The organism is Sphingobium lactosutens DS20 (assembly GCF_000445105.1).
In the GTDB taxonomy this organism is placed as follows: Bacteria; Pseudomonadota; Alphaproteobacteria; order Sphingomonadales; family Sphingomonadaceae; genus Sphingobium; species Sphingobium lactosutens.
The window spans coordinates 263,716-286,336 of the sequence record NZ_ATDP01000107.1; the positions used below are offsets into that span (position 1 = coordinate 263,716).

Here is a 22,621-nt window from a genome sequence, read left to right on the forward strand (position 1 = left end):
CCCGCCAAAACAGCTCATCGCCCTTGCGGATTGAGGCGATTTCACACGCCATGGGCTTTTCCGCGTGACGTGAAACGGCAGCAATATCGGCACATCAAAAATTAGGAAATTTCATCCATATTGCACAATATTACACCGGAATGGATGATCATGAGCTCGCCGCGTCAGAAGATAACAACCGTGGTCCGTAATCGCCTGCATGATGCACAGGGAAGGATGGGAAGGCTGTGGGCTGACCGTCGCGGCTCCACGCTGGCCTTGATGGCGGCAGGCCTCATCCCCGTGATCGCTGCTTTGGGCGCCGGGATCGACGCCGGGCGGCTCTATCTGGTAAAATCGCAGCTTCAGGCCGGGGTGGACGCCGCAGCGCTCGCCGGCGCCCGCGCCTTCGCCGTGACCGATGGCTCCGCAGCATCGCGCGACAAGCAGGCGCAGGCCTATTTCTACGGCAATTTCTCCAAGGATTATATGGGCGTCAGCAATTTGCAGCTGACCCCCGATTTCAAGACGGTCAGCGGGATCAACGTGACCACCGTGACGGCGCGCGCCATGCTGCCGATGACCTTCATGCGGATCTTCGGCTTTCAGCCGCGCACCATGCAGGCCGTCGCCAAGGCGGAACTCCAGCCGCGACCGCTGGAGGTGATGGTGGTGCTGGACGATACCGGGTCGATGAAGTCCAATCTGTCAGGGGGGCGCACCCGGATGGTCGCGCTCAAGGAGGCCGCGACCGACTTTGTCGACATTCTCCATCAGGGCGCGTCCAGCCCTCGGGACCTCGCCATGGGGTTCATCGGCTATGACGTGACCGTTAATGTCGGCAACCTGTTGCCCAGCAACGCGGTCAAGAAGATCGAGGGTTTCAACAGCTTTGCGGGCGCGAGCGCCTATGGCGTATCTGTTCCCGGCTATGCCAGCGGCAATTATCTGGCCTGGAAAGGCTGCGTCATGGCTGATGCCACGGTCAAGGATGTCGACAAGAACCGCCTGACTTCGGAAACCGGCGCATGGGACCTGGTGCGATCGCTGCCTGGCGAAGGCAGTCATCCCGCCATAGAGCCCTTTTTCGTGCCGCCCATGTATGTGCCGAACGCGAAAAACAGTTCGGGCGCCAGCGATCCCGCCAGCGCCTATTACGGCATCTACAGCACGGAGCCGGGGAATAATCTCTACCGGATCGACAAGTCGACGTTCGGAGAAAAAGGCGCTGATTATCTCGCCCGCACCGAACTGTATCGGCAATATTTCTACGATTATTATATCGGCCTGAACAATGGCGACGCCAACAAGGCCGATGATGTGGTGCGCCGGCTGGATGGCAGCTATTATACTCCGTCAGCGGCAAATCGCGCCAGCAACGACTGGTATATCGATTGGAAGCGGATACCCAAATATTATGACGGCGCCGTGTGGAAAGACCCCGCGAGCGCGACGGTCAATCCCCTGGGCGGTTCGGTGGATTCCGGCAGCAAGAATACCACGCCAATGCCTTCGCCAAACTGGCAATGCCCCGAAGAGGCGATGCCGGTGCGCTATGGCCGGATGAAAAGCGAGTATCTCAGCCACATTACCAACCAGCATGGCGCCATCTATCCGGCGAACGGCACGATCCACCATGCCGGCCTGCTATGGGGTTATCGCCTGCTGGTGCGCGACGACGTGTTCACGCGCGCAAACCCGACCACCGAACGGCCGCGCCGCGCGCTGGTGTTCATGACCGACGGCGTGAACGAAATCGGCGAATCCCAGAATGGCTACCTGGATCGCACCTTCACCTGGTACGGCCGGTGGAGCGACTCGCGCATCGCTGCAAGCCAGTCGAACACGGAAACGCAAATGCTGCGGCGTTTCGAAAAGACCTGCGCGAATATCCAGCGGGAAGCGAACCCGCCCGAAATCTACATCATCGCGCTTGTCGCCAACAGCGCCGCCATCGACACCGCGTTCAACAATTGTGCGCCGGGCCGCGTCTATCGCACCAGCAGCACGGACGAGTTGCGGCGCGCTTTTCAGGACGTGGCGGCCGAGCTTGTGGACCTTCACCTGATCCAATGAGACATTTTCTTCCCCTTGCGAAAGACCGGACGGGCGTTTCGACGGTCGAATTCGCCATCATCCTGCCAGCCTTGCTGACGCTGATCTGCGGCGCCATCGAACTGGGGCACATGCTGTTGGCACGCGTGGTGCTGGAAGGCGCGATGACCGAAGCCGCCCGTATCTCCACCGCGTCGCTCGAAACGGCAGAGGTCAAACGAACGGCCGTGATGGAGGATAGTATCGAACGGGCCATGGGCAATTTCCCCCTGGCCGACGGCGCGCATGTCAGCGTGCAGACGATCGTCTACGGAAATTTCAGCAGCGCGCATCCCGAAACCTATGAGGATGCCAATGCGAACGGCCAATATGACCTGGGCGAATCCTATGTCGACCGCAACGCCAACGGCAAATGGGATGCGGCCACGCCCAAAAGCGGGACGCTGGGGGGCCCGGGCGATGTCGTCAGCTACACCGTGCACTTTCCCAAGCGCATATTGTTCGGCTTCCTGGGCGCGCAATGGCTGCTGGGCGACAGCATCATGCTGACCGGATCGACCGTCGTGCGCAACGAATCCGTCGTGCGAAGGACGTCCTGATGCGGGTGCCTCATTTTGTCCAAAGGCTGGCGCGGGATCGCAGCGGCCTGGCCCTGATCGAGTTTGGCCTCGCCCTGCCCCTGTTCCTGGGGTTCGTCCTGTCGGGCATAGAAATGGCCAATTACGTCATGGCGAACAATCGAACGCAAAGGCTGACCACCATGGCGGCGGACCTTGTCGCGCAAAGCGGCGCGGGGGCGATCGGCACCAGCGAAGCGCAGATTTACGATCTGTTTTCAGCGCTGGATCTGACAGCGCAACCGTTCGACCTGCGCAACCATGGCCGCATCGTCATCACCGCGGTCAAGGGCACGGACACGAATGCGGACAATGTCGTCGAAAGCCGCATCCTGTGGCAGAGGTTCGACGGCAAATATGTCGTGACGCCCGAGGTTGGCTGCGTTCAGTCGACCAGCCTTGCGACATTGCCGGAAAACCGGACTTTGGCGCTGGATGAGCTGCTGTTTCACGTGCAGGTCACCTATCGTTATCAGCCGGTTTTCAGCAGCGCGCCATTCCGGATGCTGTCGCTGCCGGTGGATTTTTCCCGCCACGCCATGTTCCGGGCGCGATCGACCCAGTTCCAGACGCCGGCGGCGGATGCGCGCTTTCCACCCAAGACCAAATGCGCGTCGGTCACGGGGCTGTGACCCGCTGAAAAAAGGGCGACCCCGACGGGGCCGCCCCTTCCAATCTTACTTGTAGCAGACCTTCTTGGCTGCCTCGACCACGCGGGCCGCGTCGATCAAAGCGGCCTTTTCCAGGTTCGCGGCATAGGGCAGCGGAACGTCCTCATTGGTAACGCGCAGCACCGGGGCGTCGAGGTCATCGAAACCCTTCTCCATGACGACCGCCGCGATTTCCGACGCGATCGAACAGGTCGGCCAGCCTTCTTCGACCACCACGATGCGATTAGTCTTCTTGAGGCTTTCCAAGACGGTATCGGTATCGAGCGGACGCAGCGTGCGCAGGTCGATGACTTCAGCGTCGATGCCCTCACCCGCCAGCGTTTCGGCCGCTTCCAGCGCGACGCCCACGCCGATCGAATAGCTGACCAGCGTCACATCCTTGCCCGGCTTCATGATCCGCGCCTTGCCGATCGGCAGGACGTAGTCGTCAAGCTTGGGCACGTCGAAGCTGCGGCCATAGACCAGCTCATTTTCCAGGAAGACGACCGGGTCTTCGGAGCGGATCGCGGCCTTGAGCAGCCCCTTGGCGTCGGCCGCGTCATAAGGCGCGATGACGATAAGGCCGGGGACGGACGCATACCAGGGGCCGTAATTCTGGCTGTGCTGCGCGCCGACGCGGCTGGCCGCGCCGTTGGGACCGCGAAACACGATCGGGCAGCGCATCTGGCCGCCCGACATATAGTTGGTCTTGGCCGCCGAATTGATGATGTGGTCGATCGCCTGCATGGCGAAGTTGAACGTCATGAATTCGATGATCGGACGCAGGCCGCCCATCGCAGCGCCCGTGCCGACGCCGGCAAAGCCATATTCGGTGATCGGCGTGTCGATGACCCGCTTGGGACCAAACTCGTCGAGCAGACCCTGCGTGACCTTGTAGGCGCCCTGATATTCGGCGACTTCCTCGCCCATCACGAAGACGCGCTCGTCCTTGCGCATCTCTTCGGCCATGGCGTCGCGCAACGCTTCGCGCACGGTCGTCTTGACGAATTCCGTGCCTTCGGGGATCGCCGGGTCCTGCACCGCGGGCTTGACCTCCGCGGCCAGATTGGCGGTGCCGCTCTCCGGCTTTTTGGGAGCGTCGGGCGATGCCTCGGGCTTGGCCGGCGGCGCGCTTTCCTCGGCCTTGGGCGCGGGCGCGGCATCTTCGCCGCCTTCGCCCGCCATTTCGGCGATGACGGTGCCGACCTTCACGCCTTCGGACCCTTCGGCCACCATGATCTTGCCGATCTTGCCTTCGTCGACGGCTTCGAATTCCATCGTCGCCTTGTCGGTCTCGATCTCGGCGAGAATGTCGCCGGACTTGACCTCATCGCCTTCCTTTACCAGCCACTTGGCCAGCGTGCCCTCTTCCATGGTCGGCGAGAGCGCCGGCATCTTGATTGCGATACCCATCAATATTGCTCCACCAGCACGTCGGTATAGAGTTCAGCCATATCCGGTTCGGGCGAGGTTTCGGCGAAATCGGCCGCCTCGCTCACGGTCTTGCGGATGTCCTGATCGATGCTCTTGATCTCATCCTCGCTCACGCCGGCCTCGATCAGATATTTCTTCACGCCTTCGATCGGATCGCTGTTGTCGCGCATGGACTGCACTTCCTCACGCGAGCGATATTTGGCCGGGTCGGACATGGAGTGGCCGCGATAGCGGTAGGTCTTCATTTCCAGCAGGATCGGGCCATTGCCGCCCTGCACCCATTTGAGCGCTTCCTCGGTGGCGCCGCGCACGGCGAGCACGTCCATGCCATTGACCTGAATGCCAGGGATGCGGAAGCTTTCGCCGCGGCGATAGAGCTGATCCTCGGACGAGGCGCGGTTGACGCTGGTGCCCATGGCATATTGGTTGTTTTCGATCACGAAAATGATCGGCAGCTTCCACAGCTCAGCCATGTTGAAGGCTTCGTAGACCTGGCCCTGGTTGGCCGCGCCATCGCCGAAATAGGCGACGCACACGCCGCCATCGTCGTTATATTTATGCGCAAAGCCCAGGCCCGCGCCCAGCGACACCTGCGCGCCGACGATGCCATGGCCGCCGTAGAATTTATGTTCGACGCTGAACATGTGCATCGAACCGCCCTTGCCGCGCGAAATGCCGGCTTCGCGGCCGGTGAGTTCGGCCATGATGATCTTGGGGTCGATGCCATAGGCCAGCATATGCCCATGGTCGCGATAGCCGGTGATAACGCTGTCCTTGCCGGGCTTCAAAGCCGACTGGATGCCGACCGCGACCGCTTCCTGGCCGATATAAAGGTGGCAAAAGCCGCCGATCAGGCCCAGGCCATAAAGCTGGCCGGCCTTTTCCTCGAAGCGGCGGATGAGGACCATCTGCTTGTAGAAGTCCAGCAACTCCTCCTTGCTGGCTTCGTAATCGGTGGGCGTTTCGGGGCGAGGCCGGTTATGGTCCGCTCCGGCGGCGGGTGCAGCCGCCTGTGCCTTTGCACTCGAAGCACGCGGCGTCGTTGGTTTCGCCAAGGCTCTTATCCTTTTGCGTGGGTAGGATGGAAGGAAGGCCGATATAGCGACAGGGTTGCATAGTTTGCAACTGCGGACGCCACGGAATCCGGGCGAAACCAATAGGACAAGCGGGAAATTTATGCCTCGATCGGACGGCGCTCGTCCTTCGTTTTTCGGCTTGGATACTAAAGTTGCCGACAGACCGCCGCGCACGCATATTCGTTGCGCCGAACTCTAACAGGCCCAGGACTCACCCTGTCAGTTGAGCGGCACGATCACTTCGTCATGATGGATGACGCCCAGCTGCCGCCGGACCAGTTCATCGGCCAGATCGGGATCGACGCGCCGGGGATTGAGCGCGTCCACCCGGTTGCGCAATTCCGCACGGGCCTGCTGCGTCTTCTTCAGCTCCAGCTTGGCGCTGTGCAGCTGGCGGCTGTAATCGCCCCAGGCAAGCACGCCGTTGGACCCCAGCACGACATAGCCGGCAAAGGTCAGCAGCAGCATCAACGCGATCGCCGGCCCGAAGGCCGACGCCAGCAACAGTCTGAGTTTCGCGATATGCGCCATGGCCTAGTGGAATCACAGGGAAAGGCCGGCCGCAAGCGAAAAATCATTTGCTTGCGACCAGCCGATCATTTTCAGCCCGAAAGCCTTGATTCAGCGAAAGATCGAGCGCCCGGCATAGACGGCCATGTCGCCCAGTTCCTCCTCGATGCGGATGAGCTGGTTATATTTGGCCAGCCGGTCGGACCGGGCCAGAGAGCCGGTCTTGATCTGCCCGCAATTGGTGGCGACGGCGAGGTCGGCGATGGTCGAATCCTCAGTTTCGCCCGAACGGTGCGACATGACCGCGCTGTAGCGGGAGCGATGGGCCAGATCGACGGCGGCGAGGGTTTCGGTCAGCGTGCCGATCTGGTTGACCTTGACCAGCAGCGAGTTGGCCAGCCCCTTGCCGATGCCCATGGCAAGGCGCGCGGGGTTGGTCACGAACAGGTCGTCGCCCACCAGCTGAACCGTGCCGCCAATCTTGTCGGTCAGCGCCTTCCAGCCTTCAAAATCATCCTCGCCCATGCCGTCTTCGATCGAGCGGATCGGATAGTCGGCGCACAGGGCGGCGAGATAATCGGCCATTTCCACCGGCGAGAGGGACAGGCCCTCGCCCGAAATCTCATATTTGCCGTTCTTGAAAAATTCGGTGGCGGCGCAATCCAGCGCCAGCACCACATCATCGCCGGGCTTGTAGCCGGCCTTTTCCACCGACAGCATGATGAAGTCGAGCGCATCGCGGGTGGAGGCGATGTTGGGCGCAAAGCCGCCTTCGTCGCCGACCGAGGTCGCCAGCCCCTTGTCATGCAGGCCCTTCTTCAACGTGTGGAAGATTTCCGATCCGATCCGCACGGCGTCGGCGATGCTGTCCGCCCCGACCGGCATGATCATGAATTCCTGGAAATCGATGGGGTTGTCGGCATGTTCGCCGCCATTGATGATGTTCATCATCGGCACCGGCAGCACATGCGCGCTGATACCACCGACATAGCGATAGAGCGGCAGGCCGCGCGCATCGGCGGTGGCCTTCGCGACCGCCAGGCTGACGCCCAGTATCGCATTGGCGCCCAGGCGCGACTTGTTGTCGGTGCCATCCAGATCGATCATCGCGGCGTCGACTTCGCCCTGGTCTTCGGCATCCAGCCCGATCAGCTGTTCGGCAATCTCGTCATTGACGGCAGCAACCGCCTGAAGCACGCCTTTGCCCAGATATTTCGCCTTGTCGCCGTCGCGCTTTTCCACCGCTTCATAGGCGCCGGTCGACGCGCCCGACGGCACGGCCGCGCGGCCGAAGCTGCCATCTTCGAGCATGACGTCGACTTCGACCGTGGGGTTGCCGCGGCTGTCGAGGATCTGGCGGGCGTGAATGTCGAGAATGGCGGTCATGATCGCTCCTGAGATGAAGGCCTGGCATCGCGGCCGGTCGCCGAATTCGCGCTTCGCTTAGCCAGCGGCCGGCTCGATGGCAATGCGGGGGCTTGCACCCGCGCAAAAAATGCCGATGGTCAAAATGTAACGGCAACGGAACTGTAGTCGCCCGCGAAGCATTAGGGGCTCGAACGCCTGCCGACACACTGTATCGAAAGGGAGAAACAGGACGATGGTCGACACCCCCGAAACTCCGCCCGTCAAGCGCGGCCGCAAGCCTGCCGCCGACAAGACCACCAAGGCAAAGCCCGCCAAGTCCGTCATGGCGTCCGATCCGGTGGCGGTCGAGCCGATCAAGCCCGCCGCGACCAGCGCGGCGGCCGGCGAAACCAGCAATGGCGTGGACAGCAAATGGAGCGCCCAGATTGCCCCCATCAAGGCGCAGGCTGAAAAGGCCGCAAAGACCGCCAAGGACAAGATCAACTCGGTGGACTGGAAAGCGCATGTCGATCCACTGAAAGACCAGGCGGGGAAGACCGCCAAGTCAGCCGCGATCGTCGCCAAGGACAAGACCGGCACGGCGATGCAGAGCCTGGCCAAGCTGATTTCGGACACCGCCGGCACAGTCGACGCAAAGCTTGGCCCGCAATATGGCGATTATGCCCGTCAGGCCGCAGAACAGGTTGCCGGCGCCGGCAGCGCGCTCGAAAGCAAGGATGTCGACCAACTGATGGACGAAGCGCGCGATTTCGTGCGGAAAAGTCCGGCGGTGGCGATCGGCGCGGCCGCCGTTGTCGGCTATGTGCTGATGCGCCTGGCCAAGGGGTCCGACGACAAGGCCTGAAGATAACAGGCTCGATCGAACCGAGCCTGTCCAATCCCGCGCAGCGGAGGGTATATTGATAGAAGAGCCAGCGGAAACGGCGGTGACGCCGCATACCGAGGGGCCGGAGGAGGCTGCGCGGCAGGCATCGGTGGGGGACGCGTTCAGGCGGCTCTATACCGACGCGCGCGGCTATGCCGCTGCCGAAGCCGAAAAGCAGAAGCTTCGTCTAAGCCTCATCATGGCGGGCGTGCGCAATGCGGCGATCTTTGCCGTCACCGCCTTCCTGATCCTGTTCGCCAGCCTGGTGGCGCTGCTGGTCGGCCTCATCCACGTGCTGGAGCCGATGATCGGGCCTTTGGGGGCGACATTGGTCATTTTCGCCGCAGGCATTGTCATAGCGATCCTTCTACTGCTGCTCGCGAAGGGATGCATCACCCGCATGAAGAAGGCCATTGCGCCATGAGTCCCAACGAAATGGCCTATCGCGCGGCCATCGCCAAGGCTCAAGCGCAGAAGGCGCAGTTGGTGGACAGCGCTCAAGCCGCAAAGGCGCGCATTTCGCCGGCGCGGTTGAAGCAGGACGCAAAGGACAAGGTTGCCGCGACGGCGCTGGATGGCGTCGCCTATGTCGGCGCCAAGGTGCAGCAGCGGCCCATCGCGGTCACGGCGGCCGCTGGCGCACTTGGCCTGTTCATGGCCCGTCGCCCGATCGCGGCACTTTTGCGCCGCTTATACGTTCGCATCCAGGACAGACATGAACAATCCGGAGACTGAGTGATGGCCGATATTCGCGCACAGATTTCCCGCGCCCGGGAAGCCGCCAATGACGCGGCGACCAGCGCGTCCGACCGCCTTCGTGAAACGAGCGGCAAGGCCCGCGAAAGCGCAGGCGAACTCATCAGCACCAGCCGCGAAAAGGCGGGCGATGCCTATGCCGACGCGCGTGACAAAACGCAGCGCGCGGCCTCTCGCGCCAACCAGATCGTGCAGGATCATCCCGTCATGGCGGTTGCGGGCGCCGTTGCTGCTGGCGCGCTGGTTGCGTGGATGTTCCCCAAGAGCCGCCGCGCGATAAAGGCGCTGCCCGGCCTTGCCACGACGCTGGGCTCCCGCGCGGTCGAAGCGGCGATGGCCGCCCGGTCCGCCGCGGCGGAAGAAGCCGATGTCGTATCCTACAAGGCTGGCGGCGTTCTGAAAAAAGCAAAGGCCCTGGCGGCCCAAAGCGCCGACATGGTGCGCGATCGCGCGGACGACGCCTACAGCGCGGCGAGCGACGCGGCATCGACGGCGCGGGAAAATCTGGCCGCCGCTGACCTCAGCGCCAAGGCGTCCAAGCTGGCGGATGACGTGACCGCACTGGTCGTTGCAAAGGTCGACGCCATCAGCGATGCCGTGAAAGCTCGGTTGCCCAAAAGCTAATCGCGGTTGCGCGCAACGCAATCGAGCTACCCATCCCTGTTCTTGGCGGATCGCGAAGTCGATGATAAGGCTTCGCGATCATCCAAAGGAGAACAGATAACGCCATGAGCAAAATGCATCTGGTGATGGGCGGTCGCGTAAAGGACCCGCAGACGCTGGAATTTCAGGATCTGAACCAGGTTGATCTGGTCGGCGTCTATCCCGATTATGCGTCGGCCGAAAAGGCGTGGCGTGGCGCGGCGCAACGGACGGTGGACGACGCGGAAATGCGCTACGTCATCGTGCACCTGCACCGTTTGCTGGAACCGGAACTTCCAACCGCCTGAGCTGCCTACTCCGGAGATTTCAACCCGTTCGATCGCTAAAGGTCGGACGGGTTTTTCTTATTCAATGGACGGCGCGCGGCTTCTTGCGAAAACGCCAGCGCAGCAGCGGTCGGGTGAGCGCAAGTCCGGCCAGGAACCCGCCGATATGCGCGGCAATCGCGATCTGCCCCAGGCCGCCGGCGCCGCCGGACGTCGCGACGCCGATCATCAGCTGGATGGCGATCCATCCGGCCGCCAGCCACAAAACCCGCACCAGGTTGGCCGACAGCGGCCCGACCCTGCGCACCTGCTGCTGGCTATAAAGTAGCGAATAGGTAGCGATGATCGCGGAAATCGCACCGCTGGCGCCGACCATCGGATTGGTAGACGCCGGATCGACCAGATATTGCGCCAGACAAGCCGCGTAGGCGCCGACACCGTAAAGGATAAGCGTCCCGCTCCAGCCCAGCACATGCTCCACCTGCCGCCCGCAAAAGACCAGCATCAGCATGTTGAAGCCGATATGCAGCCACCCGGCATGGACCAGCGTGCAGCTGAGCGGCGTCAGCCAGGCCGGCACGGCGGCCATGCCCGCCAACAGGGCTGGGTCGCCGAACCGCGCGGGAATAAAGCCGCCCAGGATCGCGGCGTCCTCGACCCGATTGGCCGCGATCAGCGCCAGGAAGACGGCGACGCTGATCCCTGCCAGCGCATTGGTGGCGCGGCCCGACGGCAGGCGCACAGGCTCAGATGAACTCGATCTTGTCGACCAGGTAGAATTTGTCGCCCGACGGGACAGACACTTCCACCTCGTCGCCGACTTCGCGACCGATCAGCGCACGGCCGAGCGGGCTGGAATAGCTGATCATGCCGGCCTTGGCATCGGCTTCGGCTTGGCCGACGATCTGATATTTCACCGGCTTGTCGTCCTCGTCCAGCAAGGTGACGGTCGCGCCGAAGATGATCTTGCTGCCCGACAGCGTCGTGGGGTCGATCACCTGCGCGCGCGACAGCTTGTCTTCCAGATCGTTGATCGTCGCTTCGACCTGGCCCTGCCGCTCCTTGGCGGCATGATATTCCGCATTTTCCGACAGGTCGCCATGCGCGCGGGCTTCCTCGATGGCGTCCACGATGAGCGGCCGTTCGGCCTTCAATTCGCGGAGCTGCGCATTGAGCTTGTCATAGCCCATTTGCAGCATCGGCATCTTCTCGACGGTCGCCATTCCTGTAAATCCTTCGTCAAAACTTCCCTTTGGCGGCCCCGACATAGGGCCGCCCCGCATCGTCATTCCTGTGCAGGGGATCAGGCGTGCGACCCGGGATAATAGGATTGGAGCGAGCGCACTTCAAGGGCGCGACTGCGCAACGCCTCGATCGCGTCGGCAGCGGCGACGCTGGCGGCTGCCGTGGTGAAGCTGGCGATCTTGGCGCGCAGGGCCGATGTGCGGATGGCCTTGCTGTCCTTCAAGGACTGCCAGCCTTCGGTCGTGTTGAAGATCAGCTGCACGTCGCCATCGGTGATCCGGTCGACGATATGCGGCCGCCCTTCGGCCACCTTGTTCACGCGCTCGACCGCGATGCCCTGCCCTTCCAGATAGCTGGCGGTGCCGCCGGTGGCGATGATGGTGAAGCCCATGTCCGCCATCTTCTGCACGGCCGGCAGAATGACCGGCTTGTCGCTGTCCTTGACCGACACGAACACGGTGCCGCCGGTGGGCAGCAATGTGCCGGCCCCCAGCTGCGCCTTGGCGAAGGCCGTCGCGAAATCCTTATCAATTCCCATGACTTCGCCCGTGCTCTTCATTTCCGGTGAGAGCACCGGATCGACGCCGGGAAAGCGGGCGAAGGGGAAAACGGCTTCCTTGACCGCGATATGGTCGATCGCGTTGCGGTCGATCGTCGGCAGGTCCTTGAGCTTTTCACCCGCCATCACCCGGCTCGCAATCTTGGCGATGGGCGTGCCAATCGCCTTGGCGACGAAGGGCACGGTGCGGCTGGCGCGCGGGTTCACCTCGATCAGGTAGACAACCCCGTCCTTGACCGCGAACTGGATGTTCATGAGGCCACGGACGCTGAGCGCGCGGGCCAGCACATCAGCCTGTCGCTCGATTTCCGCGATGATGTCGGCCGACAGGCTGTAGGGCGGCAGCGAACAGGCGCTGTCGCCGGAATGAACGCCTGCCTCCTCAATATGCTGGAGCACGCCGGCGACCACCACATCGTCGCCGTCGCATAGGGCGTCCACGTCGACTTCCACGGCATCGCGCAGATACTGGTCGATCAGCACCGGCGAGTCGCCCGACACCTGAACGGCGGTGGCGATATATTCTTCCAGCTGCGCCTGACCGTCGACAATCTCCATCGCGCGGCCGCCAAGCACATAGGATGGGCGCATCAGCACGGGATAGCCGATGCGGTTGGCGACGGCGATCGCCTCCTCCCGGCTGCGGGCGATACCATTGGCGGGCTGCTTGAGCTTGAGCTTGTCGATCAGCGCGGCGAAGCGTTCGCGATCTTCGGCCAGGTCGATGGCGTCGGGACTGGTGCCCAGGATCGGCACGCCCGCATCCTCCAGCGCCTGCGCGAGCTTCAGCGGCGTCTGACCGCCAAACTGCACGATGACGCCCGCCAGCGTGCCGTTCGACATTTCGACGCTCAATATTTCCAGCACATCCTCTGCGGTCAGCGGCTCGAAATAGAGGCGATCCGATGTGTCATAGTCGGTCGAGACCGTCTCAGGGTTGCAGTTGACCATAATGGTTTCATAGCCCGCCTCGGCCAGCGCGAAGCAGGCATGGACGCAGCAATAGTCGAATTCGATCCCCTGCCCGATCCGGTTGGGGCCGCCGCCAAGGATCACGACCTTCTGCCGGTCACTGGGCTGCGCCTCATTCTCCGCCTCGCCGAACAAGGGCGCTTCATAGGTGGAATACATATAGGGCGTCTTCGCCTCGAACTCGGCGGCGCAGGTGTCGATGCGCTTGAAGACGGGGCGCACGCCCAGCTTGTGGCGCAGCTTGCGCACTTCTTCTTCGGTGACGCCGCCGGTCATGGCCTTGACCGCATCATGGATCAGGCCGCTGCTGCGCGCGATGCCGCGTTCCATGCCGCGCAGATTGGCGGATTTGAGCGCAAGAAAAGCCAGGCGCTTGTCGGAAAAGCCCATCGACTTCAAACGCCGCATGCCTTCGGCATCCTGCGGCAGGCCGTTTTCCAGCACTTCGCCCTCCGCGTCGACGATTTCCTTGAGGCGCTCCAGGAACCAGGGGTCGAACTTGGCGATGCCGTGGATTTCCGCGACGGTCAGGCCTTCGCGCAGCGCCTGCGCCGCGATCAGCAACCGGTCGGGCGTGGGATTTGCCAACGCGGCAACGATGTCGTCGCGCGACGCCCCTTCCAGATGGTCCACAGTGTTGAAACCCGACAGGCCGGTTTCCAGCCCGCGCAGCGCCTTCTGCATCGATTCATGGATGTTGCGGCCGATCGCCATCACCTCGCCGACGGACTTCATCGCGGTGCCGAGCAAAGGCTCGGACCCCTTGAACTTCTCGAACGCGAAGCGCGGGATCTTGGTGACGACATAGTCGATGGTCGGCTCGAAGCTCGCAGGCGTCGCGCCGGTAATGTCATTCTCGATCTCGTCGAGCGTGTAGCCGACCGCCAGCTTCGCCGCGACCTTCGCGATGGGGAAGCCGGTCGCCTTCGACGCCAGCGCGGACGAACGCGACACGCGCGGGTTCATCTCGATCACGATCAGTCGGCCGTCCTTGGGATTGACCGCGAACTGCACGTTGGAACCGCCTGTTTCCACGCCGATTTCGCGCAGCACCGCAATGGATGCGTTGCGCATGATCTGATATTCCTTGTCGGTCAGCGTCAGCGCCGGCGCGACAGTGATGCTGTCGCCGGTATGGACGCCCATCGGATCGACATTCTCGATCGAGCAGATGATGATGCAGTTGTCGTTGCGGTCCCGCACGACCTCCATCTCATATTCTTTCCAACCGAGCAGCGATTCCTCGATCAGCACCTCGGTGGTGGGCGAAGCGTCGAGTCCAGCGGCCACGATCTGCTTGAATTCGTCCTTGTTGTAGGCGACGCCGCCGCCCGTGCCGCCCAGCGTGAAGCTGGGGCGGATGATCGAGGGCAAGCCGGTGAACTCCAGCGCCTCGAGCGCCTCCTCCATCGTGTGCGCGATGCGCGAGCGGGCGGATTCCAGCCCGATCTTGTCCATCGCATCGCGGAATTTGAGGCGATCCTCCGCCTTGTCGATGGCCTCGGCGTCCGCGCCGATCATCTTGACGCCGAACTTCTCCAGCGTGCCGTCGTTGAACAGCGCCAGCGCGGTGTTGAGCGCCGTCTGCCCGCCCATGGTCGGCAGCACCGCATCAGGCCGCTCCTTCTCGATGATCTTCGCCACGATCTCGGGCGTGATCGGCTCGACATAGGTCGCGTCGGCAAATTCCGGGTCGGTCATGATCGTGGCCGGGTTGGAATTGACCAGGATGATGCGATAGCCCTCCTCCTTGAGCGCCTTCACCGCCTGCGTGCCCGAATAATCGAACTCGCACGCCTGGCCGATGATGATCGGACCAGCGCCGATGATGAGGATGGAGGAGATGTCGGTGCGTTTGGGCATTGTTTAGCGTGCTCTCATGGAATAAATTGATTGCAATGCAATCATGGGGGGCTGGCGATGGGAAGCGTGACGATCCGCAATCTCGACGACGCGGTCAAAGAAGCTGCCCGTTTGTCGGCGGCAAAGCATGGACGATCGCTGGAAGCCGAGTTGCGGGCGCTGCTGGAGCGGACCTATGCGCCCGCCGGCATCGACGCGGATCATGTCCGCAATGCGGCCGGAGATGACTGGGTTCGCGACCTGATCGCCATCGCCGGAGGCGCGGATATGACCCTGCCACCTCGGCGGGACAAGGTTTCTCAACGCGAGACTTTTGGTGCTGATTGACACCAATGTCTGGAGCGAATTGACAAGGCCAAAGCCGGAGCCGCGCGTCATCGCCTTTCTGGCGGGCAACCGGGAACGCTGCCTGCTGTCGACCATCGTGCTGGCCGAAATGGAATATGGCATTGCAAAGGCGGCCGATCCGATGCGCCGATCACGCCTGATCGCCTTTCGCGACCGGGTCCAGACAATCTGCGGCGACCGGATCGTAGCCCCTGACGAAACAACAGCGACAATCTGGGGGCGCCTCAAGGCCCAGCTTGAAAAGAGCGGGGAGACGATAGCGGACATGGACCTGCTGATAGCCTCCCAGTCCATCGGCGCCGGCGCGCCGCTGGTGACACGCAACCTGTCGGATATGGCGAGAACGGGAGCGGCCATCATCAATCCGTGGGAACCTTGACCGCCCATTCCTGCATATCACCCATCGTCGGCCTTAAGCTGATGAGGGGGATGGAGGAGGGGCCGGTAGGTTTGGACATTGATATTCTCTTTCTACGTCGCGATTGTGCACTAAGGCTTTCGCGAGGAACACATGAAACCGCTGGAATTTCATCAATCAAATGATTTATTTTCCGCTCAAGAAGCTTTTAAGAAACTGGTTTCTACGGGCATATTGAGCAGCGAGGGCGTACGATCACCATGGTTTGATCCGGTAATCACAAAATTATTAATCTTATTATCTGATCTATTAAAAGCTGCCGACAGGATCGGCAAACGCTGTACGTTCACTAACGATATTCTCGTAATTGATGACGAAATTTCTTCCAAGATCACCGACGTTACAGATCTGATCATCAGATGCAGAGCTGCTGCTTGCCATATCAGGAGCGGCAATCAGCTTTTCGAAACAAATAAATTACTGATGTGCGTCGGTGTCGGCAAATGCGACTTAATATCGATAGGCGAAAAAACTCTCGGCTGCGAATATGACGATGACATTGCAGTAATCTGGGGACCAATGCGGTTGTATCTTCGCCGACATATGATGCGAGCCTTTGAGTACGTGGAATCGATGTTCCCCGATCCGCGGTCATGCTTTTAAGCCCTCCACGAACCGCTTGAACAGGTAGAAGCTGTCCTGCGGCCCCGGCGAGGCTTCGGGGTGATATTGGACGGAGAAGGCGTTCCTGTCCGTCAGTTCGATGCCGCAATTGCTGCCGTCGAAGAGCGAGACATGGGTGGCGCGCACATTGGCGGGCAGCGTGTCGGCGTCGACCGCAAAGCCATGGTTCATGCTGGTGATTTCGACCAGGCCGTCCGACAGGCGCTTGACCGGATGGTTCGCGCCTCTGTGGCCCTGATGCATCTTAATCGTCTTCGCGCCCACGGCAAGGCCCAGCAACTGGTGGCCGAGGCAGATGCCGAAAATGGGCACATTCTCGGTCAGCAGCGCCGCGATCACCGGCACGGCATAGGCGCCGGTGGCGGCGGGATCGCCGGGGCCGTTGGAGAGAAACACGCCGTCGGGCTTCTGCTCCATCACCTGTTCGTAAGATGCCGTGGCGGGCAGCACGGTGACGCGCGCGCCGGCTTTCACGAGATTGCGGAAGATATTATTCTTCGCGCCATAGTCGATCGCCACGACATGGGGGCGATCGTCGGTCGCCTCCCCCGCCCCATAGCCAAAGCCAAGCCGCCAGACGCCGTCCTTCCACAGGCGGCTTTCCTTGCCGGTGACTTCGATGGCAAGGTCCATGCCTTCAAGGCCCGGCCAAGCCGCGGCCTTGTCGGCAAGCGTGGCAATGTCGAACGCGCCATCGGGATCATGGGCGATGACGACATTGGGCGCGCCCTTTTCCCGGATCATGCGGGTGAGCGCGCGGGTGTCGACGCCCGACAGGCCGACCCGGCCATGCGCCGCCATCCATGCGTCGAACGGCGCGACGTTGCGGAAATTGCTGGGCGCGGTCACATCCTGCCGCACGATGCAGCCCAGCGCATAGGGGTTGTCGGCCTCGACATCCTCGTCATTGGTGCCGACATTGCCGATATGGGGGAAGGTGAAATTGATGATCTGCCCGGCATAGCTGGGATCGGTCATGATCTCCTGATAGCCGGTGATGGACGTGTTGAAACAGAGTTCGCCCACCGCATCGCCGACCGCACCGAAACCGCGACCAAAGACAGCCGAGCCGTCCGCAAAAACCACGACCCCTGTCGCTCCTTTGGGCACGGTGAGGGTCTTGGCGTCAGCCATGGTCTGCGGTTCCTTTATGCTTTTGCGGAGGCCCGTCTGGTGCGGGTTAAACGGCCGGTCAGGTAGGCGGGCGTCTCCCCAAGGTCAACGTCTGTTAAAAATCTCTTTTGCCGCTATATCTGGTCCTTTCCGAAAGAGACAGGATTCTATCGCCCATGATTCGCGAGCAGGTTAAGAGCGCCCAGGTTGAAGCGATGAAGGCGGGCGACAAGGAAAAGCTGGCCGCTGTCCGCCTGATCCTGGCGAAGCTGAAGGACCGCGACATCGAATTGCGCACCGCGACCAGCGTGCCCGATGACGACACCGTGGTCGTCGACACGCTGCAAAAGATGGTGAAGCAGCGCCGCGAATCGATCGAGATGTTCAGGAGCGGCGGGCGCGAGGAACTGGCCGCCAAGGAAGAAGCCGAACTGGCCGTGATCGAAAGCTTCCTGCCCGCGCAGATGAGCGAGGACGACACCAGGGCCGCGATCGAAGGCATCAAGGCCGAGGTCGGGGCGACGAGCGTCAAGGATATGGGCAAGGTGATGGCGGTGCTAAAGGAACGCCACGGCAGCGTCATCGACATGAGCAAGGCAAGCGGCCTGGTAAAGGCGGCCTTGGGGTGAACAAGGAGGATGCGCCTGCGCTCCCCCTCCCGCCTGGGGGAGGGGGTCGGATCGCCCCCTATCCCCGTTCGTTTCGAGCGAAGTCGAGAAACGCCCTACACGGCGCTCGACACGCTTAGGGGTTCGGTCATAATCGCATAATGGCTTTCTGGACCTATATGCTCAAATGCGCGGATGGTCGCTATTACACCGGACACACCGACAATCTGGAGCATCGCATAGGTCAACATCAATGCGGTCAGGGTAGCCGTTTCACCCGCGCGCGCCTCCCTGTCACGCTGGTCTGGAGCGAGCATTTCAGCAGTCGGATCGAAGCACTCGAAGCCGAACGCGTGATAGGCGGATGGTCGCGCGCCAAGAAGGAAGCGATGATAGCGAATAACTGGTCCCTGGTGTCATATCTCGCGAAACCACCCAAGGAGCGCGACACAGCGACAGGTGTGTTCGGCTCAAGCGAAGTGGAGAAGCGAGAAAAGCGCGCTAGCCGTTTCTCGACTTCGCTCGAAACGAACGGATTGGGTATGCCAGATGCTGAGCCACCCGCATGACCCTCACTCCGCAATGGCTGGACGAACTGCGCGCGCGCACGTCGCTGTCGACCCTGATCGGCAAGTCGATCAAGGTGCAGAAGGCCGGGCGCGAATATAAGGCCTGCTGCCCGTTCCATAATGAAAAGACGCCCAGCTTCACGATCAACGATGAAAAGGGCTTCTATCACTGCTTCGGCTGCGGCGCCCATGGCGATGCAATCCGGTGGATGACCGACCAGCGCGGCCTGCCCTTCATGGAGGCGGTGAAGGAACTGGCGGCCACCGCCGGCATGGAGGTGCCCGCCGCCGATCCGCGCGCGGCCAAGCGCGCCGAACAGGCCAGGGGCCTGCATGAGGCAATGGCGGCGGCGCAAAGCTTCTTCGAGGATCAACTGGGCGGCCTGGACGGCGGGGAAGCGCGCGCCTATCTTGGCCGACGCGGGATCAGCGACGCCACTCGCCGCACCTTCGGCTTTGGCTATGCGCCCGACGCCCGCGGCAAGCTCAAGACCGCCCTTCGCGACTTTGGCGAACCGATGCTGGTCGAGGCCGGCCTGCTGATCGACCCCGAGGGTGAGCGCGACAGCTATGACCGGTTCCGGGGCCGGCTGATGCTCCCGATCCGCGACATTCGTGGGCGGGTGATCGCCTTTGGCGGCCGCATCCTGGGCGATGGCGAGCCCAAATATCTCAATTCCCCCGACACGCCTTTGTTCGACAAGGGCCGCACGCTTTACAATATCGACAAGGCGTCACCCGCCAGCCGCCAGACCGGCCGCATCATCGTGGTCGAAGGCTATATGGACGTGATCGCGCTGGCGCAGGCGGGCTTTGCCGATGCGGTGGCCCCGCTCGGCACCGCGCTCACCGAACATCAGATCGAGCGGCTGTGGAAGATGGTGGAGGTGCCGATCCTCTGTTTCGATGGCGACGCGGCAGGGCAGAAGGCAGCGATCCGCGCGGCGACCCGCGCCCTGCCCTTGCTGCGCCCGGGGCACAGCCTGTGCTTTGCCACTCTGCCCAAGGGCCAGGATCCCGATGACCTGCTGCGCGCGAGCGGCGCTGGAGCGATGCAAGCGGTGCTGGACGCCGCGCAACCGCTGATCGAGCGGCTCTGGTCACATGAACTATCGGCCGCGCCGCTCGACACGCCCGAACAGAAGGCCGCGCTCAAGCAGCGATTGCGGGACATTACCGACGCGATCGGCCATCCCGATGTGCGCGCCCATTACGCCCATGAATTTCGCGAGCGGTACAGCGCGCTGTTCTTCGCCCGGCGAGAGGCGGCGCCGTTTCAGCCGCGCGCCCAAGGCGGCGGCGGCGGGCAACGCTGGCAACGGGACCGGCGGGGTAATTGGAAGCCGCCCATTCCGCCGGCCGGACAGGAAGCGCGGGCGATCGGCGCGGGCGGCATGGAACAACGGCTGCTGCGCGCCGTTCTGGCCGCATTGCTGCGCCATCCCGAACAGATTGCGCCGCATCGCGAGATGCTGTCGGGCCTCCACATCGCCGACCCGTTGCTGGGCCAGTTGATGGACGCGATGATTCGTTGTTCCTTCCGCAAAGAAACAGTTGAAACACAGGCCCTCCTTACCATATTGGGGCAAGGTGAAGTGTATAATATGGCCAAGGGGATGCTCCGGGCCGACACGTTCACACTCACCCCAAACAGGATGACCACCGACCCTGATCGCGTTGCGCGTGATCTGGAGGAGGCCGTTCGGGTGATTGCGCAAGGACCGGAGCTGGAAGCGGCGCTGGTGGAGGCTACGAGACGATTCGAAAGCGATTTCAGCGAAGCCAATTTCGCTGAACAGCAGCGCATCCGCGCACTGAAAGCCGAACATGATCGTCGCCTGGCGGAACTGGCGCAGTCCGAAGATAGTATTTGAACAAGGTTCGCCCTTTTGACGAAGGGCAGCGAAGCAAGGCGATTACATGGCGACCAAGGCGAACAGCAAGACCGGTGTGGCAGAGGGCGAGGATGGTGGCGATGCGCCGCTGCTCGACCTCAACGAAGCGTCCGTCAAGAAGCTGATCGCGCGCGCCAAGAAGCGCGGCTACATCACCTATGATGAGCTCAATGATGCCCTGCCGCAGGACCAGATGTCGTCCGAGCAGATCGAGGACATCATGGCCGCCCTCAACGAGATGGGCGTCAACATCGTCGAGAATGAAGAAGCCAGCGAGGATGGCGACGAGCAGCGCGAGCGCGAGCGCGAGGACGCCGAGGACGCCGAGGACGAATCGAGCGACGATGACGGCCCCAAGCTCGTTACCGAGAAGAAGAAGGAAACGGTCGATCGCACCGACGATCCCGTGCGCATGTATCTGCGCGAAATGGGCGCGGTGGAATTGCTCAGCCGTGAAGGCGAAATCGCCATCGCCAAGCGGATCGAGGCGGGCCGCGACACGATGATCCTGGGGCTTTGCGAAAGCCCGACAACCTTCAACGCGATCATCGAATGGTCGACCGCGCTCAACAATGGCGAAATGCAGCTGCGCGAGATTCTCGATCTCGACGCGATGCTGTCCAAGGACCCGGCGCCGGAAAGCCTGGAAGAAGGCGCCGAGGATGATGATGGCGAGATCAGCGAGAAGACCGCCGGCCCCAGCTTCAAGGAAGAGGAAGAGCCGGAGGAGGAATCCGCCGATGGCGATGAGGATGAGGACGGCCTGACCGAACGCCGCGCCCGCCGGTCCGAGGAAGAGGATGAGGAGGACAACACCCTCTCCCTTGCCCAGATGGAAGAAACGCTCAAGCCGATGGCGCTGGAGAAGTTCGCGACCATCACCGACATCTTTCGCAATTTCTCGCAGGCGCAGGAAAAGCGCATGCAGGCGATGGCGAATGGCGATGTGCTCAGCCAGAAGGCCGAGGATGATTATCAGGCGCTGCGCGAAAGCCTGACCGCCGAAGTCGAGAGCGTACAGTTCCACCAGCAGAAGATCGAATATCTGGTCGACCAGCTCTATGCCTATAACCGGCGCCTGACGGCGCTGGGCGGGCAGATGCTGCGCCTGGCTGAACGGCACAAGGTCAGCCGCAAGGATTTCCTCGACCGCTACGTCAATCACGAGCTGGACGATGGCTGGCTCGACAAGGTGAGCGGCCTTGACAAGAAGTGGACGGCCTTTGCCGCGGCGGAGGGCCGGTCGGTCGACCGCATCCGCAATGAAATCGCCGAAATCGCGCAGGCGACCGGCATGTCGCTGGGCGAATTCCGCCGCATCGTCAACATGGTGCAGAAGGGCGAACGCGAGGCGCGCATCGCGAAGAAGGAAATGGTGGAAGCGAATCTGCGCCTCGTCATCTCCATCGCCAAAAAATATACCAATCGCGGCCTACAGTTCCTCGACCTCATTCAGGAGGGCAATATCGGCCTCATGAAAGCGGTCGATAAGTTCGAATATCGCCGTGGCTACAAGTTCAGCACCTATGCGACCTGGTGGATTCGTCAGGCGATCACCCGGTCGATCGCCGATCAGGCGCGCACCATCCGCATCCCGGTCCACATGATCGAGACGATCAACAAGCTGGTCCGCACCAGCCGCCAGTTCCTGCACGAACAGGGTCGCGAGCCGACGCCAGAGGAAATGGCCGAACGCCTCTCCATGCCGCTCGAAAAGGTGCGCAAGGTGATGAAGATCGCCAAGGAGCCTATCTCCCTCGAAACGCCGATCGGCGACGAGGAGGACAGCCATCTGGGCGACTTCATCGAGGACAAGAATGCCATCATCCCGGTGGACGCCGCGATCCAGGCCAATCTCAAGGAAACGGTGACACGGGTCCTAGCCTCGCTCACGCCGCGCGAGGAGCGTGTGCTGCGGATGCGCTTTGGCATTGGCATGAACACCGACCACACGCTAGAGGAAGTGGGCCAGCAGTTCAGCGTGACGCGCGAACGCATCCGCCAGATCGAAGCGAAGGCCCTGCGCAAGCTCAAGCACCCCAGCCGGTCGCGTAAAATGCGCAGCTTTCTGGATCAGTAAAGCAATCTTAACCATGTTCGACGAAAAAGGGCGGCTTTCACGGTCGCCCTTTCTGATTCTGTAAACCGGGCGTTTACTCGGCAAGCGT

At 62.1% G+C, this 22,621-nt stretch carries 23 protein-coding genes; 15 read left to right on the top strand and 8 right to left on the bottom strand.

Annotated elements, in window-relative coordinates; translation table 11 throughout:
- Nucleotides 1-150 precede the first annotated feature (150 nt).
- Genes RLDS_RS51465 through RLDS_RS51475 form a run of 3 tightly spaced genes read left to right on the top strand, consistent with a single transcriptional unit; the run spans nt 151 to nt 3,283 of the window.
- A complete protein-coding gene (locus tag RLDS_RS51465) occupies nt 151-2,055 on the top strand; it encodes a TadE/TadG family type IV pilus assembly protein (protein WP_161626758.1) in 1,905 nt (634 codons plus the stop codon).
- Nucleotides 2,052-2,633 (top strand): TadE/TadG family type IV pilus assembly protein, encoded by a 582-nt coding sequence (locus tag RLDS_RS51470; protein ID WP_021228277.1) that lies wholly within the window; start codon nt 2,052-2,054, stop codon nt 2,631-2,633. The genes RLDS_RS51465 and RLDS_RS51470 overlap by 4 nt, the downstream gene beginning before the upstream one ends.
- Nucleotides 2,633-3,283, top strand: a complete 651-nt coding sequence (locus RLDS_RS51475; protein ID WP_021228278.1) for a TadE/TadG family type IV pilus assembly protein — start codon at nt 2,633-2,635, stop codon at nt 3,281-3,283. The genes RLDS_RS51470 and RLDS_RS51475 overlap by 1 nt, the downstream gene beginning before the upstream one ends.
- Before the next feature lie 45 nt (nt 3,284-3,328).
- Here RLDS_RS51475 and RLDS_RS51480 read toward each other — a convergent pair whose 3' ends face one another.
- The 4 genes from RLDS_RS51480 to eno all read right to left on the bottom strand — a co-directional run bounded on the left by RLDS_RS51480 (nt 3,329) and on the right by eno (nt 7,707).
- Nucleotides 3,329-4,714, bottom strand: coding sequence for a pyruvate dehydrogenase complex E1 component subunit beta (locus RLDS_RS51480; RefSeq protein WP_021228279.1), 1,386 nt, complete (start codon nt 4,712-4,714; stop codon nt 3,329-3,331).
- Nucleotides 4,714-5,790 (bottom strand): pyruvate dehydrogenase (acetyl-transferring) E1 component subunit alpha, encoded by a 1,077-nt coding sequence (gene pdhA, locus RLDS_RS51485; RefSeq protein ID WP_021228280.1) that lies wholly within the window; start codon nt 5,788-5,790, stop codon nt 4,714-4,716. Before pdhA ends, RLDS_RS51480 begins: the two co-directional genes overlap by 1 nt.
- Before the next feature lie 240 nt (nt 5,791-6,030).
- On the bottom strand, nt 6,031-6,342 hold the full coding sequence (locus tag RLDS_RS51490) for an FtsB family cell division protein (protein ID WP_021228281.1): 312 nt from the start codon (nt 6,340-6,342) through the stop codon (nt 6,031-6,033).
- A 90-nt stretch (nt 6,343-6,432) separates the two neighbouring features.
- The gene (gene eno, locus RLDS_RS51495; protein ID WP_021228282.1) at nt 6,433-7,707 is read right to left on the bottom strand and encodes a phosphopyruvate hydratase; all 1,275 of its coding nucleotides are present in this window, start codon (nt 7,705-7,707) and stop codon (nt 6,433-6,435) included.
- Between the two features lie 214 nt (nt 7,708-7,921).
- Between eno and RLDS_RS51500 the strand changes: the two genes are divergently transcribed.
- The 5 genes from RLDS_RS51500 (at nt 7,922) to RLDS_RS51520 (ending at nt 10,260) form a co-directional block, all read left to right on the top strand.
- Nucleotides 7,922-8,533, top strand: a complete 612-nt coding sequence (locus RLDS_RS51500) for a hypothetical protein (RefSeq protein WP_021228283.1) — start codon at nt 7,922-7,924, stop codon at nt 8,531-8,533.
- 55 nt (nt 8,534-8,588) lie between these two features.
- Complete coding sequence (locus tag RLDS_RS51505; protein WP_031299042.1) at nt 8,589-8,978, top strand: hypothetical protein; 390 nt, start codon at nt 8,589-8,591, stop codon at nt 8,976-8,978.
- Complete coding sequence (locus RLDS_RS51510; RefSeq protein WP_021228285.1) at nt 8,975-9,289, top strand: hypothetical protein; 315 nt, start codon at nt 8,975-8,977, stop codon at nt 9,287-9,289. The genes RLDS_RS51505 and RLDS_RS51510 overlap by 4 nt, the downstream gene beginning before the upstream one ends.
- A 3-nt stretch (nt 9,290-9,292) precedes the next feature.
- On the top strand, nt 9,293-9,934 hold the full coding sequence (locus RLDS_RS51515; protein ID WP_021228286.1) for a DUF883 family protein: 642 nt from the start codon (nt 9,293-9,295) through the stop codon (nt 9,932-9,934).
- A 104-nt stretch (nt 9,935-10,038) separates the two neighbouring features.
- Nucleotides 10,039-10,260, top strand: coding sequence for a DUF4170 domain-containing protein (locus RLDS_RS51520; RefSeq protein ID WP_009821422.1), 222 nt, complete (start codon nt 10,039-10,041; stop codon nt 10,258-10,260).
- A 61-nt stretch (nt 10,261-10,321) separates the two neighbouring features.
- Here RLDS_RS51520 and RLDS_RS51525 read toward each other — a convergent pair whose 3' ends face one another.
- The 3 genes from RLDS_RS51525 to carB all read right to left on the bottom strand — a co-directional run bounded on the left by RLDS_RS51525 (nt 10,322) and on the right by carB (nt 14,878).
- The gene (locus tag RLDS_RS51525; protein ID WP_021228287.1) at nt 10,322-10,981 is read right to left on the bottom strand and encodes a rhomboid family intramembrane serine protease; all 660 of its coding nucleotides are present in this window, start codon (nt 10,979-10,981) and stop codon (nt 10,322-10,324) included.
- Nucleotides 10,982-10,985: 4 nt separating this feature from the next.
- A complete protein-coding gene (gene greA / locus RLDS_RS51530) occupies nt 10,986-11,462 on the bottom strand; it encodes a transcription elongation factor GreA (protein ID WP_021228288.1) in 477 nt (158 codons plus the stop codon).
- A gap of 80 nt (nt 11,463-11,542) precedes the next feature.
- Nucleotides 11,543-14,878 carry a carbamoyl-phosphate synthase large subunit gene (gene carB, locus RLDS_RS51535; protein WP_021228289.1) on the bottom strand — a complete coding sequence of 1,112 codons (3,336 nt, stop codon included), beginning with the start codon at nt 14,876-14,878 and terminating at the stop codon, nt 11,543-11,545.
- A gap of 30 nt (nt 14,879-14,908) precedes the next feature.
- Between carB and RLDS_RS51540 the strand changes: the two genes are divergently transcribed.
- From RLDS_RS51540 to RLDS_RS56145, 3 genes are all read left to right on the top strand, one after another.
- A complete protein-coding gene (locus tag RLDS_RS51540) occupies nt 14,909-15,205 on the top strand; it encodes a FitA-like ribbon-helix-helix domain-containing protein (protein ID WP_021228290.1) in 297 nt (98 codons plus the stop codon).
- Nucleotides 15,195-15,605 carry a PIN domain-containing protein gene (locus RLDS_RS51545; protein ID WP_031299045.1) on the top strand — a complete coding sequence of 137 codons (411 nt, stop codon included), beginning with the start codon at nt 15,195-15,197 and terminating at the stop codon, nt 15,603-15,605. Before RLDS_RS51540 ends, RLDS_RS51545 begins: the two co-directional genes overlap by 11 nt.
- A 132-nt stretch (nt 15,606-15,737) precedes the next feature.
- Entirely contained in the window at nt 15,738-16,247 is a 510-nt protein-coding gene (locus tag RLDS_RS56145; RefSeq protein ID WP_152528137.1) for a hypothetical protein, read from the top strand.
- Here the strand turns inward: RLDS_RS56145 and carA are convergent.
- On the bottom strand, nt 16,236-17,402 hold the full coding sequence (gene carA, locus RLDS_RS51550; protein ID WP_021228293.1) for a glutamine-hydrolyzing carbamoyl-phosphate synthase small subunit: 1,167 nt from the start codon (nt 17,400-17,402) through the stop codon (nt 16,236-16,238). The two genes, RLDS_RS56145 and carA, sit on opposite strands and share 12 nt — an antisense overlap.
- Nucleotides 17,403-17,557: 155 nt before the next feature.
- Here carA and RLDS_RS51555 point away from each other — a divergent pair, with 155 nt between their 5' ends.
- From RLDS_RS51555 to rpoD, 4 genes are all read left to right on the top strand, one after another.
- Nucleotides 17,558-18,010, top strand: a complete 453-nt coding sequence (locus RLDS_RS51555) for a GatB/YqeY domain-containing protein (protein ID WP_021228294.1) — start codon at nt 17,558-17,560, stop codon at nt 18,008-18,010.
- Nucleotides 18,011-18,150: 140 nt separating this feature from the next.
- Nucleotides 18,151-18,558, top strand: a complete 408-nt coding sequence (locus tag RLDS_RS51560; protein WP_021228295.1) for a GIY-YIG nuclease family protein — start codon at nt 18,151-18,153, stop codon at nt 18,556-18,558.
- On the top strand, nt 18,555-20,432 hold the full coding sequence (gene dnaG, locus RLDS_RS51565; protein ID WP_021228296.1) for a DNA primase: 1,878 nt from the start codon (nt 18,555-18,557) through the stop codon (nt 20,430-20,432). The genes RLDS_RS51560 and dnaG overlap by 4 nt, the downstream gene beginning before the upstream one ends.
- Before the next feature lie 46 nt (nt 20,433-20,478).
- Nucleotides 20,479-22,533, top strand: coding sequence for an RNA polymerase sigma factor RpoD (rpoD, locus tag RLDS_RS51570; protein WP_021228297.1), 2,055 nt, complete (start codon nt 20,479-20,481; stop codon nt 22,531-22,533).
- Nucleotides 22,534-22,621 lie beyond the last annotated feature (88 nt).

Coding starts and splice junctions, on each gene's coding strand:
- RLDS_RS51465 (WP_161626758.1), top strand. CDS start 151: ATGAGCTCGCCGCGTCAGAAGATAACAACCGTGGTCCGTAATCGCCTG.
- RLDS_RS51470 (WP_021228277.1), top strand. CDS start 2,052: ATGAGACATTTTCTTCCCCTTGCGAAAGACCGGACGGGCGTTTCGACG.
- RLDS_RS51475 (WP_021228278.1), top strand. CDS start 2,633: ATGCGGGTGCCTCATTTTGTCCAAAGGCTGGCGCGGGATCGCAGCGGC.
- RLDS_RS51480 (WP_021228279.1), bottom strand. CDS start 4,714: ATGGGTATCGCAATCAAGATGCCGGCGCTCTCGCCGACCATGGAAGAG.
- RLDS_RS51490 (WP_021228281.1), bottom strand. CDS start 6,342: ATGGCGCATATCGCGAAACTCAGACTGTTGCTGGCGTCGGCCTTCGGG.
- eno (WP_021228282.1), bottom strand. CDS start 7,707: ATGACCGCCATTCTCGACATTCACGCCCGCCAGATCCTCGACAGCCGC.
- RLDS_RS51500 (WP_021228283.1), top strand. CDS start 7,922: ATGGTCGACACCCCCGAAACTCCGCCCGTCAAGCGCGGCCGCAAGCCT.
- RLDS_RS51510 (WP_021228285.1), top strand. CDS start 8,975: ATGAGTCCCAACGAAATGGCCTATCGCGCGGCCATCGCCAAGGCTCAA.
- RLDS_RS51515 (WP_021228286.1), top strand. CDS start 9,293: ATGGCCGATATTCGCGCACAGATTTCCCGCGCCCGGGAAGCCGCCAAT.
- RLDS_RS51520 (WP_009821422.1), top strand. CDS start 10,039: ATGAGCAAAATGCATCTGGTGATGGGCGGTCGCGTAAAGGACCCGCAG.
- greA (WP_021228288.1), bottom strand. CDS start 11,462: ATGGCGACCGTCGAGAAGATGCCGATGCTGCAAATGGGCTATGACAAG.
- carB (WP_021228289.1), bottom strand. CDS start 14,878: ATGCCCAAACGCACCGACATCTCCTCCATCCTCATCATCGGCGCTGGT.
- RLDS_RS56145 (WP_152528137.1), top strand. CDS start 15,738: ATGAAACCGCTGGAATTTCATCAATCAAATGATTTATTTTCCGCTCAA.
- carA (WP_021228293.1), bottom strand. CDS start 17,402: ATGGCTGACGCCAAGACCCTCACCGTGCCCAAAGGAGCGACAGGGGTC.
- RLDS_RS51555 (WP_021228294.1), top strand. CDS start 17,558: ATGATTCGCGAGCAGGTTAAGAGCGCCCAGGTTGAAGCGATGAAGGCG.
- RLDS_RS51560 (WP_021228295.1), top strand. CDS start 18,151: ATGGCTTTCTGGACCTATATGCTCAAATGCGCGGATGGTCGCTATTAC.
- dnaG (WP_021228296.1), top strand. CDS start 18,555: ATGACCCTCACTCCGCAATGGCTGGACGAACTGCGCGCGCGCACGTCG.
- rpoD (WP_021228297.1), top strand. CDS start 20,479: ATGGCGACCAAGGCGAACAGCAAGACCGGTGTGGCAGAGGGCGAGGAT.